The following is a 14,034-nucleotide window of genomic DNA, read 5'->3' on the forward strand; positions in this document are numbered from 1 at the left end:
ATCAGGATGAATAACCTAATCCAGCAACTGTCCGTCAAGATCCGAAATGAACCTTGCATTCTCGCTGTGGATGACGAAAAAGAGAACTTGCATCTATTGGCCAGCGCTCTGCAAGACGACTACCGCATCGTTTTCTCCAGAGATGGAGACAATGCCATTGAGCTAGCAACAAGATTAACTCCAGATTTGATATTGCTGGACATTATGATGCCAGGAAAGGACGGCTATGAGGTGGCCGAAATACTTAAATCAAAGGCTGAGACTGCGGCCATTCCGATCATCTTTATTTCCGCCATTAGTAGTGTGGAGGAGCAAACATTAGGATTTGAGCACAATGCTGTCGATTATATTACCAAGCCCTTCCATCCTGACATTGTGCGCGCACGGGTCAAAAATCATTTGTCGTTAGTCAGTGCCGAAGAACTTAATGAAATCTGTTTAGCGGTGATACATTGCCTTGGTCATGCAGCGGAGTATCGTGATAACGAAACTGGCCGCCACGTTATTCGTATGGCGAAATATTCAGAAACATTGGCGAAAGCGATTGGCCTGCCAGAAAAAATCTGCAGCATGATATGTCAGGCAGCGCCGATGCACGACATTGGTAAGATCGGCATTCCTGATCATATTTTGCGTAAACCGGGAAAGTTAGATGCAGAGGAATGGGCACTGATGCACCAGCACCCGCGTATCGGCTACGAAATTATTGGTGCCCATCACTCTCCAATACTCAATATGGCAGCCATGATTGCCTACACCCATCATGAAAAGTGGGACGGTAGCGGTTATCCAAGAGGCTTGAAAGGCACGGAAATACCACTGGAAGCTCGTATTGTTGCCATTGCCGATGTGTTCGATGCATTGACCACAGCGCGTCCCTATAAGTCTGCCTGGGAAATCGACCGAGCTATTGAATTTTTACGCTCTCAATCCGGGCAGCATTTTGATCCGGGCTTGATCGATCCGTTTGTGGATAACATGGACAGTATTTTAGATATTCGCCAACAATGGTTGGAGGAAGACAGCGAACTCAAACAGCCCGTGAACGGTTGAATTGGTTAACCTGAATACGGCTGCCAGCTATTTTTTTATTAGCCTGAAATGAGTCGCTTAAGTATGAATCGCATGGACAGTGAGTCACCACAAACGGCGCAAACAGGGTTGTTAATCCAGCGAGCGCTACGCAGTGCGCAGCGCCAACTGGAAGTGTTTACAAGCACCGGCTTGATCACCTTCTTGCAGCATGACTTGCGCCATTTCCGCATGCAATTCTGGCAGGCCCTTAATACGCAGCGCTGTTTGCAGGTATTCACGCGCTTTATCCAAGTCTTGCTGGCGTATCGTCAAACGTGCCAGTGCTAACAACAATACCGGATCATTCGGGCGCTCCTTCAGGCACTGTTCGGCAAACAGGCGCTGCTTTTTCGTATCTTCGCCTTTTAATCGTCCAAACCAATGAATCAAATCATCGTGCCAAACATTTTTAAGGGCACCGCGTAATTCCGCTTCAGCCAGAATATCGTTGCCCTGCTCCGCCAGCAGCTCGACATACAGCAACAATATTTTATAGCTGTAACGACAGTGACGAGGCATGTCGCGGTACACCTGCTTTAACTCGGCCGATACATCGTCATGATGGCCTTTGGCAGCACGCTGCAACAACTGCAGTTGCACCTTCTCTTCCAGCGCTTTTAATTCTTCGGCAGGAATCTTGGTGGCTTTGCGCAATACCGGTAACAAATCGTTCAGCGCGACCCAATCTTCCAACTCTTGGTAAGTTTTCACCAACAGTTTCAGCACATAAGCATGTTTAGGGTGCTGGCTGCGCAGTTTTAACAGCACCGCCAGCGCTTGCTCTAGCTGGCCACGGGATTGCAGCAGCTGCACATGGGAAATGCCCACCGCCAACTCGGAACCTTTGGTACTTTGGCTGGCGGCGTTTAACAGCTCATCGGTGTGATCGTGTTTCCCTTGCTCGTACGCTGCCCGTGCAGCGGCCAAATAGTTAATTAACGGCGTGTCGGCATGTTCGGCGGAGCCGGCCAGTTGCCGCTCGGCGGTGCGCCATTGGCCCTGGGCCAAGTTCAGTAGACCGCGTGTCGTCATGCGCCGTGCGCGCTGCAGCTTACGTTGCCGGCGCCATTCATTGAAGCGGAAATCATTGCCCAACATCACCAGGCTCAGACGCACCAGCACATACAGCAACGCCATCAACAGCAACAGCAACAAGCAAAACGCCCACACTGTGGTTTCCATGGTGTAGGTGTGCCAGCTGATCAACACATAACCAGAATCCAAGCTGACCCAACTGCCAGCGACCAGACCAACGCCTAGGGTCAGCAGTAAAAACGCAAACCAGGTTTTCATAGCGCAGGCTCCTGTGCGGCTGGCTGCGCTGGCACCACAGTGCCACGACGTTGCTGTTCCACCAGCTGTCGTAGCTGTTGCAACGAAGCCGAGATATCCGGTGCCGCTGGCGCCACTTGCCATTGTTGCAACTCTGTCAGAGTGGTGCGCACGGCGGCGCTGCGCTCGTCTTCAGCCATCAGGTATTGGTCGAGCCACTTCTCCACACGCTGCAAGCTGTGTTGATACAAGGAGGTTTCCTGACGCAACAACGCCACCTGCGCCTGCTCCAACATCAGGTGCATGTTTTGCTGCAGGTAGTAAAACTGATCGGGCGTGAGCGGTGCTTCCATGGCCACATCGCGCTGGCGAATACGCACCATGCTAGTAAAGGCGTCATACACGCTGTCCCACAGCTGCCAGTACCACGGCTGTGACTCTGTGGTGGTACCGATTTGCAGCTGGATATCTGGGCGCTTGAGCTTTTCTGGTAGCCACGGCAAATCTTGCAGCGACTGTTGCAGGCTTTGCAGTCGATACACGGCCCCCACGCTGTCCAGTGCAGGCACCGCACGCAGCGCCTGAATTTCACTGGCGATCGAAGCCCGAACTGGGTTCATGGCAGGGTTGCGGGTTTCGACCAGCACATTGTCGGCCGCCTGTAACATGCTCAGCGCACCACTCCAGTCACGTTCCAGTTGTAACCGTTGATTGGCCAGACGCAACAAGTACTCGGCTTCCGCCAGCAGCCAGTCCTGGCGCTCAGCGCCCGGCAACTTAGCCAAGCGGTCACTGTTGTGTTCGATCTGCTGACGCACTGCGGCGATATCGGCTAGCAGCTGTCCAGTTTGCTGCTGCAATTGCTGTTCTTGCTGGCGAATTTCACCGGATTGCTGCTGTGTTTGTTGCAGACGGTCTTTCACCACCGCCAGTTCGGCCGCCGTTTGCTGCTGTTGCTGCCAACCCAGCCAAGCCGCGTATCCGGCCACAGCAAACAAGCCGAGCATCAGTACCAGATTGATCCACGATAGTGGGTGCGGGCCGCGCTTGATTGCGGCAGCGTTAGTCTGCAATGGCTTATTTTTGCCTTGCGGGGATTCTTTGGCGCCATTTTCTTTGGCGCTGTTTGCTTTAGCGTCGTTGTCTGTAGCGTCGTTTTCTTTAGCGTTGTTCTCTTTAGCACCGCCTGCGCTATCGGTGCTGCTAGCAGCGGCCCCAGTAACGGCAGCATCGGCGCTGGCCAGCGGCGTTTCTAGCGCTGCGCTGTCACTGCCAGTGGCAGCACTGTCTGCGGAGTCGCTGCTCGGCGCGGCCGGGTCTGTGCTGTTAGCCTGTGGCTTGGCCTCGTCCTGTTGCTTGGACGGCTCCTGGTCAGAAGAAGGGGTGCGTTCGCTCACAGTCGGTTTCCTTGTCTGGCTGCCGTCATTGGCAGTGTGTTAATCGTTATGCAACCATTGGCCAACACTGGCCAGCATGTCCTCATCGCGCGCACTGGCGGCTTGAATCGTGGTGATGCCCTGCGCTCTGGCTTGCGTTGCCGCACGTTCACTGGGTACCACCAAAGCGGCGATGCGCTGTGCTAGGTCTGGGACCTGTGCAGACACAATATCCAGTGCCTGACTGCTGCTCAACAGCAACAACGGCCGCGACGCTAATACCTGTGGCCAGTCTTGATCGGTTACCGCGAGGCGTTGATACAACTCGGCGTAGTCGACCTGCGCCCCGCGTTGTCGCAGCACAGAGGCCAGGGTTTCGCGGCCACCGACGCCGCGCCAAATCAATACCTTAGTACCGGTGACGCGTTTGGCCGACAAACTGGCCAGTGCCAGCAAACCTTCACTGTCGAACTGCTGCATCGGCATGCGCACACGCAGGCCGGCCTGCTGCAGCACCTCGGCGGTGGTTGGGCCGACGGCGTACCAGTCGATGCCCACCGGCGGCTGAGGCCAGAACTCATCCATCCAGCGCAGGCCATGCTCCGCCGCATTGCGACTGATAGCAATCACGGCTTGGTAGTGATCCAAGTCGATCATACTCTGCCTGAGTGTGGCGTTGGACGCCAGCGCTTCAATACGCATCAGCGGGCGATGCAATGGCGTCACCCCCAGTTGTGACAACGCCTCCATCAGTGCTTGCTGCTGACCCGCAGGCCGGGTCACCACCACCTGCATCAGTCGACCTGATGACCGTATACGTCTTTCAAGATATCGCCCGCGCCTTGCTCTAACAGGTGCTCGGCTGCTCGAATGCCAATCGCCTCGCAATCACTGACGGGGCCAGTTTGCTCAGTGCGCAACATGCGCGTGCCATCGACACTGCCGACCAAACCGCGCAAATGCAATTGCTCGCCATCGAGGGTGGCGTAGGCCGCAATCGGTACCTGACAACCACCTTGCAAGCGCCGGTTGAGCGCTCGCTCAGCCAGCACACAGCCAGCCGTTGGCTGGTGTTGCAATGGTTGTAACAGCTGCTGAATGGCGGTGTCATTGGCACGCCATTCAATGCCCAAGGCGCCCTGGCCACCGGCGGGTAACGACTGTTCTGCTGGCATATAGCTGGCAATGCGATCTTGCATCTCCAGGCGAATCAGACCAGAGGCCGCCAGAATGATGGCGTCGTATTCACCGGCATCGAGTTTGCCGAGACGAGTTTGCACGTTGCCGCGCAGGGTTTTGACCTCCAAGTCAGGGCGCAGCTGCTGTGCCTGACATTGGCGGCGTAAACTGGAGGTGCCCAACACCGCGCCTTCTGGCAGATCGTCCAGGCTGGTGTAGCGATTGGAGACAAACGCATCCAGCGGGCTTTCACGTTCGCAAATGACGCCCAACTCCAGGCCCGGCGGAAATTCCATCGGCACGTCTTTCATCGAGTGCACGGCGATGTCGGCATCGCCTGCCAGCATGGCGTTTTCCAGCTCTTTGACGAACAGCCCCTTGCCACCGATTTTGGCCAGCGGCGTATCGAGGATTTTGTCGCCTTGCGTCGTGAAGGTCACCAGCTCAATGGTCAGACCAGGGTGCAGCGCTTGCAGGCGTGCCTGAATGTGTTCAGCCTGCCACATGGCCAGCGGACTTTTGCGGGTAGCAATTCGCAGATGGGTAACGGCGGTCATAACAATCCTTAAACGTGCGGTGCCAGCAGCGACAGCGCTGCCAGCTGATGGCGCTGATGATACCAGCGCCATGGCCGCAACCGAAATGACTGCCGTCAGTAGTAGTTCAGCTCCTGCGCTTTGCCGCTAAACACGCGGTAAGCAAAGATGGTGTAACCAATGATGCACGGTAGCACCAGCAGCGCGCCGATAAAGATGATCCACAGCGACTCGGGGCTCGCGGCGGCGCCGTAAATGGTCATCTGCTCAGGTACAACGTACGGGTAGAAGCTGTACGCCAAGCCCTGGAAACACAGCGCGAACATGCCGCCCGCCAGCCAGAACGGCCAACGATAAAAGCGATCGTGGCGATACGGCATGCCCGCCAGCAGGCGATCCAGCGCCAACACCAAAAGCCCCGTCAGCAGTGGAATCGGTGCCAGCAGTATGATTTCCGGCATGCTGAACCACTTGCTAAAGATGCGCTCATTCACCAACGGCGTCACCAGCGAGATACTGACGATGCCCAGCGCCGTCAGCCACAAACTGATGCGCGCCCAGCGCACTGCGCGTTGCTGCAGCTCGCCCTCGGTTTTCATCACCAGCCAGGTCGCGCCCATCAGGCAATAGCCCGCCGCCAACGATACCGCCACCAGCAGCGCAAACACGGTCGCCGATGAGGACGACTCAAAGCCCATGATGTACAAACCGAGCATGTAGCCTTGTGTCAGCGCCGCCAGCAGCGAGCCAATAAAGAAGGTGCGATCCCAGCGCTGCTTGTGCTGTGAGCGCGCCTTGGCGCGAAAATCAAAAGACACGCCGCGCAAAATCAGCGCCATTAGCATCAGCGTCGCGGGTAAGTACAGCTCCGACAAAATCACCCCGTGGGCGGCAGGAAAAGCCACCAGCAACAAACCCACACTGAGCACCAGCCAGGTTTCGTTGGCGTCCCAAAACGGTCCGATGGAGGCGATCATACGGTCTTTTTGCTCATCGTCAGCGCGCGCCATCAGCATGCCGACGCCGAGGTCATAGCCGTCCAGAATCACGTACAACAGGATCGACAATCCCATCAACACGGCAAAAGCGACGGCCAACCAGTGGCCTTCAGTGGCTAACAGTTCCATTACGCGCCCTCCTGCTGAAACGCACCGGCCAGGGGTTTGGCTTGCTCGGAGGTCGGCTCCGGCAAACGCCCGGCGCGACGCCCCATGTAAAACAGGGTGCCGATAAAGGCACTGATCAGCAGTGCGTACAAAATCAGATAGCCGGTTAAGGTGGTCGCGATCATGCCAGCAGCGACGTCAGACGCGGCATCGGCGGTGAGTAATACGTCCTGCACCAACCAAGGCTGGCGGCCGATTTCCGTGGTGTACCAGCCCGCTACCGTCGCCACCCAACCAGCAAAGGTCATGGCCACCAGCACTTTCGCCAGCCAAGGTTTAGGCTCGCCCTGGCGTTTGATCTGCCAGGCTCCGACCCAAGACACCAGCAACATCAGCACACCAACGCCGACCATAATCCGGAAGGCATAAAATACCGGCGCCATCGGCGGATGGTGCTCAAACGCTTCCAGCCCCTTGAGTTCGCCATTCCAGTCGTGGGTCAGAATCAGACTGGCCAGATTCGGAATAACGATTTCAAAATGGTTGGTTTGCTGCTCGGCATCAGGAATGGCAAATAAACGTAGCCCAGCGCCTTGCTCGGTTTGCCACAGGCCTTCCATTGCCGCCACTTTTTGCGGCTGATGCTCAAGGGTATTGAGGCCGTGCAAATCGCCCATGAAGATCTGCAGCGGAATCAGACCCGCCGCGAGGAAAACACCGGTCCTTAACCCCGCTTTCACACCGCCCGAGCGGTCGCCACGCAACCAGCGATAAGCGCTCAAACCAGCAATCAAGAAGGCGGCGGTCAAGCCAGAGGCCATCAGCATGTGCGCCAAGCGATAGGGCATGGACGGGTTAAAGATAATCGCCCACCAGTCCGTCGCATGAGCAACGCCGTCACGCATTTCAAACCCGGCGGGCGTGTGCATCCAGCTGTTGAGCACCAAAATCCAGAAAGCCGACAGTGTTGTTCCCACGGCCACCAACAGCGTGGCTATGGTGTGCACCCGATTCGACACCCGGTTAACACCAAACAACATGATGCCGAGGAACACCGCCTCCATGAAAAACGCCGTCAGAATTTCATAGGCCAGCAAGGGGCCGGCAATATTGCCGACGGTTTCCATAAAGCCCGGCCAGTTGGTGCCAAACTGGAACGACATGGTGATGCCGGACACCACGCCCAGCGCAAAGCACAACGCAAACACCTTAACGAAGAACTGATAGGCGGCCATCCATTGGTCGTCACCGCTGCGGTTGAACTTCAGCTTGAAGAACAACAGCACCCAGCCCAGCGCGATGGTGATGGTAGGGAACAGAATGTGGAAGGTAATGTTGGCGCCAAATTGCGCCCGAGCCAGCATTAACGCATCAAGCGTTTCCATAATGCCTCCGAAGTGAGAAAGTTCTGAATAACCCGCATTCCTGTAGGGGCTATTCACAACTCTCTGTCCTGCAGGACAAATTATGCCAAAGTTGCCGGCGTCGCGGCCTGTATAGAAATGTGGGGAAGTGGCAAGGTCGCAACAGTGGCTACCGTACCACGTGGCTTGGGGGCAGTGCTGCGACAAAAGCGCGCGTAGGGAACGCCAATTCAGCAACGCTGTGTTGCAGCTCGGTAGTGGCGGTGATGGGGTTAAACGGCGAGATTTTTGCTGTAGCTGGCTAGAACGGCAAACCGGCTTCGTGATCTAAACCCCTCTGGTGATCCAGAGCGGGCACCGAATTATTCAGAGGCGCCCCAGTCTAAAGCTCGGCGATGCAAACCCAGCAACCGCTTACAGTTCGCGCATGGCGCGGCGCACCATGGGTACATGGCGACGACTGACCGGGATGCCCTCATCGTGGCCACGCAAATACAAACATTGGCCACCACCGGGTTGTGACTCCAGCCGCTCAATGCGTGAGCGCGCCACTAGCGTGCTGCGATGAATGCGCAGAAAACGCTCGCCAAACTCGTCTTCCAGCTGGCGCAGCGAGTCGTCGATAAGCGTGTCACCGCCCTCGTGATAAACACTCACGTATTTGTGGTCGGCGGTAAAAAACAGCACCTCTTCCACCGGAATCAGCTGCAAACCCGAGTGCGTGCGAGCGCTTAAATGCGTACGAGCTCCGCTGCTGGGTGCTACCCGCTCGGGGTTTTGCTGCAGCCACTGGCTGGCACGTTGCAGCGCCCGTGATAGGTTTTCTTTGCCCACTGGCTTGAGTAGGTAATCCAGCGCTTGCACTGAAAACGCCTGCAGCGCGTGCTCTTCATAGGCGGTGCAAAACACCACTAATGGCGGGTTGGGCAACTGTTGCAACTGGGCGGCAGTTTGCAGGCCGTCCAGTTCGGGCATTTGAATATCGAGCAATACCAAGTCGACCGGGTTATCGCGCAGCCACTCCACCGTTGACGCGCCGTCGCCGGCTTCGGCCACCCAGTCAAAGTTGTCATGTTCCAGCAGCAGACGCTTTAGGCGCTCCCGCGCCAGAGGTTCATCGTCTACCAGCATGACGCGATAAGTCATGTTGCCTTCCTCGGTAGTATCAGCGTGGTGCGATAGTGGCTGCCCAAGTGCTCGGCTTGCAGCTGCGCTTCGCCGTCGTACACCGCTTGCAAGCGGGCACGAATATTATTTTGCGCCATGCGATTGCCCTCGCTGGCGACGGGTTTTTCTGGGCAACTATTATCGATCACAATGCGGCAGCTGTCTGTGCGGCTATGCACAGTCACACGAATCTCTCCGCCTTGCCGACGTGGCTGTACGCCATGATAGACGGCATTTTCCAGCAACGGCTGCAGCAATAATTGCGGGACCTGAATGTCGGGCAGTTCGTCATGCTCGGGCCAGTAGAGCTTCATGCGCTCGCCCAAGCGCACCTGTTCGATGTCCAGATAACCGCGCCCCAGCTGCAACTCGGTGGCCAATGGCACCAGGCGATCGTCGGCTTTCAGTACCGCACGAAACAGCCGCGCCAGATCAACCAGCATTTGCTCGGCTTTGTCTGGGTCGACCACGATCAATGAGGCCACGGTATTGAGGGTGTTAAAAAAGAAGTGCGGGCGAATGTTGGCTTGCAGCACCGCCAAGCGTGAACGCAATTCGGCTTGTGCTTGCTGGCGCCACTGGCTTTGCACGTAAAAATAGCGCAGCGCCATGGCGGCAAAAATGGCGGCAATCAGCTGATTGCGCAGTACCCACAGCCAATCGGTGGGTGATTGATTCAGCGGCCAAAACCACTCACTGCCGAGGCTCACCACCAGCGTTACCAGCTGCGTCACTAACATGGCGGCGGTGCTGGCCAACGCCACACTGCGCCGCGCCATCAATCGTCGCAGCTGACACAACAGGGCCACCGACAAAAGCGCCACCCACAGCGCAAAAAACGACACCAACGAAAAGCGCTGCAGCGAAAAGTGCTCCAGCCCGGTTTCGACCAAGGTCAATGCCAGCACCAGCGCTTCGGTAACGCCGAGCAGCAGAATCACCGCGCGGGTATTGCACAAATCAGGCAGAAAAAAGGCGTCCAGCTCGGCTTTGGACGGGCTGCTATCCACAGGCGATAACGGCTTCACGGCAACACTCACACAATCACGATGGTTTTCAGTCTCGCCACAGTTAGCCTGCCTAGCAAGGCCGCCGGCGCCAATTTGGTGGCTTGCCGCTCAGTTTGCAGAGCCGTTAGCGCTACGAAGAGAGCCAACAGCGCTATTGGGTCGCCTACCTCTCTGCCGCTATACTCAGCCACCGCAATTGAATGCCGACACGATCAACCGACACAATCAACCGACGCAATTTACCGACATTATTAACCGAGATTATTAAAAAGGTGCGCCATGACTGATCAGACCAATGCCTCCTGGGGTGGCCGTTTTTCCGAACCGACCGATGCGTTTGTCGCTCGCTACACCGCTTCCGTCAGCTTTGATCAGCGCATGTACCGCCAAGACATTCAAGGCTCCATTGCCCACGCCAAGATGCTGTGCAAAGTCGGCGTATTAAGCGAAACCGAGCGCGACGACATTATTCGCGGCCTAGAAGAAGTGCGCATTGAAATCGAGCGCGGCGACTTTAACTGGTCGGTCGAGCTGGAAGATGTGCACATGAACATCGAAGCGGCACTAACGCAAAAAATCGGCATCACCGGCAAAAAGCTGCACACCGGCCGCTCGCGCAACGACCAGGTCGCCACCGATATTCGCCTCTACCTGCGTGATGAAATTGACGTCATCGCATCCGAGCTAACACGTTTGCAGCAAGGCCTGATTGACTTGGCCGAGCAAGAAGCCGACACCATTATGCCGGGCTTTACCCATTTGCAAACGGCGCAGCCGGTGACCTTTGGCCATCATTTATTGGCCTGGAACGAAATGCTGCAGCGCGACTACAGCCGCCTGATGGACTGCCGCAAGCGCATCAATATTCTGCCACTCGGCGCAGCTGCACTGGCGGGCACCACCTACCCCATTGATCGCCACTACACCGCCGAGCTATTGGGCTTTGAGCGCCCGACAGAAAACAGCCTGGACTCCGTCTCAGACCGCGACTTCGCCATTGAATTTACCAGTGTGGCGGCGATGATCATGATGCATATGTCGCGCTTCTCCGAAGAGTTGGTGTTGTGGGCATCGGCGCAGTTCCAGTTTATTGATTTGCCAGATCGCTTTTGCACTGGCTCGTCGATCATGCCGCAAAAGAAAAACCCAGACGTACCCGAGCTGGTGCGTGGCAAAACTGGCCGCGTATACGGCCATATGATTTCGTTGTTGACCCTGATGAAGTCGCAGCCACTGGCCTACAACAAAGACAACCAAGAAGACAAAGAGCCGCTGTTCGACACCGTCGATACCCTGCGCGACAGCCTGCGAGCGTTTGCCGATATGGCGCCGCACCTGCAAGCGAAAAAAGACAGCATGTATGAAGCGGCCAAGCGCGGTTTCTCTACCGCTACCGATTTGGCCGACTACGTTGTGCGTAAAGGCATTCCCTTCCGCGACGCCCATGAAATTGTCGGCAAGGCAGTGGCCTATGGCATTGAAAGCGGCAAAGACTTAAGCGATATGGCGTTGCAAGAACTGCAGCAATTCTCTGAGCAAATCAGCGACGATGTGTTTGAGGTATTAACTCTGGAGGGCTCGGTTGCTGCCCGCGACCATATTGGCGGTACCGCACCAAACCAGGTGCGTGCGGCAGCAGGCCGGGCCAAAGCAGCGTTGGCAGAGCGTTAATAGAACGCACTGCGTCTGCGTCAACCGTCGAAATGGCACTGACGCAGGCATAAAAAAGCGGGGGCACCCGGCCCCCGCTCAAATCTATTCTTTGTTTCGCTTTTTGCCAAACCAGCTGGCCACATCCACCACCTGCACAAAACGAAATACCAATACCGCATGCATCAAGGCAATGATAATGCCCATTCCCTGCTGGCCACTGGCCATCATCTCCCATACCAGCGCTGGTAACACCAAGATTGGAAACCAAGCGATATAGCGATAGAACACCCGTTCGAAGGTGCTAGTGGCGGGGTTGGAGGTGTTGTTATTGTTTTTCATTTAGACAACCATTGCGTTGCAGTGATAGACAGTCAAGATTGAAACGAATAGCTAAAATCATATATTAGCTATTAGTATGTAAGAATCATCTAAGATAGTGCTTTAATATAGATCCCGCCGACATCTGAATGTCTGCGAGGAATGAAGAGTTTTCGATCTAAGTCCGGGCCAATTCTGAAGATCGAGCTTCCATTACAAACCACAACTGTCTCATCTTCTGGATTAAAAGACGTATTGTACTCTCCGAAGCTGAGTGGCGGGCCATCATTTAGAAGGCGAATTTCACGCTCATGGTGGTAGACCATAATTCCATAGGAATGAGAAGCAAGAATAATTCCAGCGGTTCCTAGAAATGCATTGTACATATTGTAGTCTCCCTTTGGGACACTACAAAAACCGGTCTCAGCATTCCCTCTAAAAATAGGCAGTGAATTACCATTCTGATAGACATAGGACTCATCTGTATAATAATCAGAAAGAAAGTTTGGCCTATGGTTATATATATAATCTCTATAAATACAACTTTCATTAGTTTGGAACAATGATGAAATGCATGCTGCTCCTGCTGTACTCGAAATAAGCCACCCAGAGGTGGTCGGAGCAAAATCTTTATTACTCGAGTGGCTGAAACGGCTTGGCTGCTCCCAACTAATACCATCGTCTCGGCTTGCATAATGTACAGAGTTTGTATTCACCCACACCCATTCAGGAGTTAAGGCATTTGGGCTGCATCGGAGAAAACCTCCAGCATTGCTGCTAGCGGAAAAAACCTTGGTGATATTTTCGAAATTCAGGTTTGTTCGTTGTAACTGATTATTAGAAAATCCGCCGCCTTGTGCACGAAATACAACAATTCCACTTTTTGGGTTTGCATTCAGGTCATATATATTTACACCCTGTAACTGCGGAAAAATATGATCAAGCCTTTGCCAGCTTTTCCCATTGTTATTGCTGTAAAATGCGGGCCTGTCAGTATAACCATTTCTATAACATAACCAGCAGTTTTCACCTAAGTACACAGTCGTGTTCAAATCAGAGTTGACCGGTGTATCAAATGACTCAACTTTCTCCCACCACACAGTAGGCATTAATTGAGCTAGCTCAGGATAATCAGCAGCACGATATTCGCCGCCATTCATCGGCAAATAACCTGGCGGTGGAGAGCCAGCCGTCTCTAAAATATCACCCACCCTCCCCGACTGGCGCCAGTGTACACCATCACCAGCCGAATTAACCGTTAGCACTTGGTTAGCTTTGCCGGTTAACGTCGGTAAACCAGGCGCACTGCCTGCCGCAGCCGCAGCAACCTCTGCAGATTGCTGATGCATCTGAGCACGATCAGCTTGCTGTTGTGCTCGATCAGCTTCAGATAAAGAACGATCAGCCTGCTGCTTAGCACCTTCCACTTCAGCTTGGCAATTTTGAACCTCAACCTTAGCAAGATCGACCTGCAGCTCACTGTTCTCTTTAAACTGTTCTACTTCATCCCGCAAATCACTGGTTTGCTGCGCTGTAGATTGAATCCAGCCACCAAAGTTGGAGAGTGATTGCTGCCACTCAGGCAGGGAGGCAAAGAATCGGTTTGCCTTATCTGTAAACTGATCCTGGCTGTCGGATCGGTTAGGAAGATCCATCTCGATATCTTTCATCAAAGGCAGATCATCTAAAGAATTAAAACTCATAAAACCCCACGATATGAACAAAAAACATAAATAAATAAAAATCTCTAAACAAAGAAAAGTTACGGTAAATTACAACACACGGCTGACTGCAAAACATAAACCGCCCGACAGTAGAATATAAGCCACCTTAAAATTTAGAAAAAACCAAAAATCAAATAAAAATATTAAATTTCACTTGAATTTACAAACATAGCACCCACCTGCTCTTGGCTTTCCCCTACTCCATCAACGAGCAATAGGGCCAATAGCGGATCATCCCTATAAATATAGCGGATT

The 14,034-nt window shown here is 54.4% G+C and carries 12 protein-coding genes; 2 read left to right on the plus strand and 10 right to left on the minus strand.

What is annotated here, in order from left to right:
* The first annotated feature begins 6 nt into the window (after positions 1-6).
* The gene (locus CHH28_RS03775) at positions 7-1,053 is read left to right on the plus strand and encodes an HD-GYP domain-containing protein (protein WP_199243998.1); all 1,047 of its coding nucleotides are present in this window, start codon (positions 7-9) and stop codon (positions 1,051-1,053) included.
* A 126-nt stretch (positions 1,054-1,179) separates the two neighbouring features.
* Here the strand turns inward: CHH28_RS03775 and CHH28_RS03780 are convergent, their stop codons facing one another.
* From CHH28_RS03780 to CHH28_RS03815, 8 genes are all read right to left on the minus strand, one after another.
* Complete coding sequence (locus CHH28_RS03780; protein ID WP_157729759.1) at positions 1,180-2,367, minus strand: heme biosynthesis HemY N-terminal domain-containing protein; 1,188 nt, start codon at positions 2,365-2,367, stop codon at positions 1,180-1,182.
* On the minus strand, positions 2,364-3,743 hold the full coding sequence (locus CHH28_RS03785) for a uroporphyrinogen-III C-methyltransferase (protein WP_094059056.1): 1,380 nt from the start codon (positions 3,741-3,743) through the stop codon (positions 2,364-2,366). Before CHH28_RS03785 ends, CHH28_RS03780 begins: the two co-directional genes overlap by 4 nt.
* A 39-nt stretch (positions 3,744-3,782) precedes the next feature.
* Positions 3,783-4,517, minus strand: coding sequence for a uroporphyrinogen-III synthase (locus CHH28_RS03790; protein ID WP_094059057.1), 735 nt, complete (start codon positions 4,515-4,517; stop codon positions 3,783-3,785).
* On the minus strand, positions 4,517-5,458 hold the full coding sequence (hemC, locus tag CHH28_RS03795) for a hydroxymethylbilane synthase (protein WP_094061975.1): 942 nt from the start codon (positions 5,456-5,458) through the stop codon (positions 4,517-4,519). Before hemC ends, CHH28_RS03790 begins: the two co-directional genes overlap by 1 nt.
* A 95-nt stretch (positions 5,459-5,553) precedes the next feature.
* Positions 5,554-6,564 (minus strand): cytochrome d ubiquinol oxidase subunit II, encoded by a 1,011-nt coding sequence (gene cydB / locus CHH28_RS03800; protein WP_094059058.1) that lies wholly within the window; start codon positions 6,562-6,564, stop codon positions 5,554-5,556.
* Positions 6,564-7,928, minus strand: a complete 1,365-nt coding sequence (locus CHH28_RS03805; protein WP_094059059.1) for a cytochrome ubiquinol oxidase subunit I — start codon at positions 7,926-7,928, stop codon at positions 6,564-6,566. The genes cydB and CHH28_RS03805 overlap by 1 nt, the downstream gene beginning before the upstream one ends.
* A 393-nt stretch (positions 7,929-8,321) precedes the next feature.
* On the minus strand, positions 8,322-9,053 hold the full coding sequence (locus CHH28_RS03810; protein ID WP_094059060.1) for a LytR/AlgR family response regulator transcription factor: 732 nt from the start codon (positions 9,051-9,053) through the stop codon (positions 8,322-8,324).
* On the minus strand, positions 9,050-10,102 hold the full coding sequence (locus CHH28_RS03815) for a sensor histidine kinase (protein ID WP_157729760.1): 1,053 nt from the start codon (positions 10,100-10,102) through the stop codon (positions 9,050-9,052). The genes CHH28_RS03810 and CHH28_RS03815 overlap by 4 nt, the downstream gene beginning before the upstream one ends.
* A 261-nt stretch (positions 10,103-10,363) precedes the next feature.
* Between CHH28_RS03815 and argH the strand changes: the two genes are divergently transcribed.
* Positions 10,364-11,755 (plus strand): argininosuccinate lyase, encoded by a 1,392-nt coding sequence (gene argH / locus CHH28_RS03820; protein ID WP_094059062.1) that lies wholly within the window; start codon positions 10,364-10,366, stop codon positions 11,753-11,755.
* 84 nt (positions 11,756-11,839) lie between these two features.
* On the opposite strand, the gene CHH28_RS03825 is transcribed toward argH, so the two are convergent.
* Together CHH28_RS03825 and CHH28_RS03830 are read right to left on the minus strand one after the other, a co-directional pair.
* Positions 11,840-12,076, minus strand: coding sequence for a hypothetical protein (locus CHH28_RS03825; RefSeq protein WP_094059063.1), 237 nt, complete (start codon positions 12,074-12,076; stop codon positions 11,840-11,842).
* Between the two features lie 89 nt (positions 12,077-12,165).
* The gene (locus CHH28_RS03830) at positions 12,166-13,758 is read right to left on the minus strand and encodes a hypothetical protein (RefSeq protein ID WP_157729761.1); all 1,593 of its coding nucleotides are present in this window, start codon (positions 13,756-13,758) and stop codon (positions 12,166-12,168) included.
* Positions 13,759-14,034 lie beyond the last annotated feature (276 nt).

It is taken from the genome of Bacterioplanes sanyensis (genome assembly GCF_002237535.1).
In the GTDB taxonomy this organism is placed as follows: Bacteria; Pseudomonadota; Gammaproteobacteria; order Pseudomonadales; family Oceanobacteraceae; genus Bacterioplanes; species Bacterioplanes sanyensis_A.

Coding starts and splice junctions, on each gene's coding strand:
- CHH28_RS03775 (WP_199243998.1), top strand. CDS start 7: ATGAATAACCTAATCCAGCAACTGTCCGTCAAGATCCGAAATGAACCT.
- CHH28_RS03780 (WP_157729759.1), bottom strand. CDS start 2,367: ATGAAAACCTGGTTTGCGTTTTTACTGCTGACCCTAGGCGTTGGTCTG.
- CHH28_RS03790 (WP_094059057.1), bottom strand. CDS start 4,517: ATGCAGGTGGTGGTGACCCGGCCTGCGGGTCAGCAGCAAGCACTGATG.
- hemC (WP_094061975.1), bottom strand. CDS start 5,458: ATGACCGCCGTTACCCATCTGCGAATTGCTACCCGCAAAAGTCCGCTG.
- cydB (WP_094059058.1), bottom strand. CDS start 6,564: ATGGAACTGTTAGCCACTGAAGGCCACTGGTTGGCCGTCGCTTTTGCC.
- CHH28_RS03805 (WP_094059059.1), bottom strand. CDS start 7,928: ATGGAAACGCTTGATGCGTTAATGCTGGCTCGGGCGCAATTTGGCGCC.
- CHH28_RS03810 (WP_094059060.1), bottom strand. CDS start 9,053: ATGACTTATCGCGTCATGCTGGTAGACGATGAACCTCTGGCGCGGGAG.
- argH (WP_094059062.1), top strand. CDS start 10,364: ATGACTGATCAGACCAATGCCTCCTGGGGTGGCCGTTTTTCCGAACCG.
- CHH28_RS03825 (WP_094059063.1), bottom strand. CDS start 12,076: ATGAAAAACAATAACAACACCTCCAACCCCGCCACTAGCACCTTCGAA.
- CHH28_RS03830 (WP_157729761.1), bottom strand. CDS start 13,758: ATGAGTTTTAATTCTTTAGATGATCTGCCTTTGATGAAAGATATCGAG.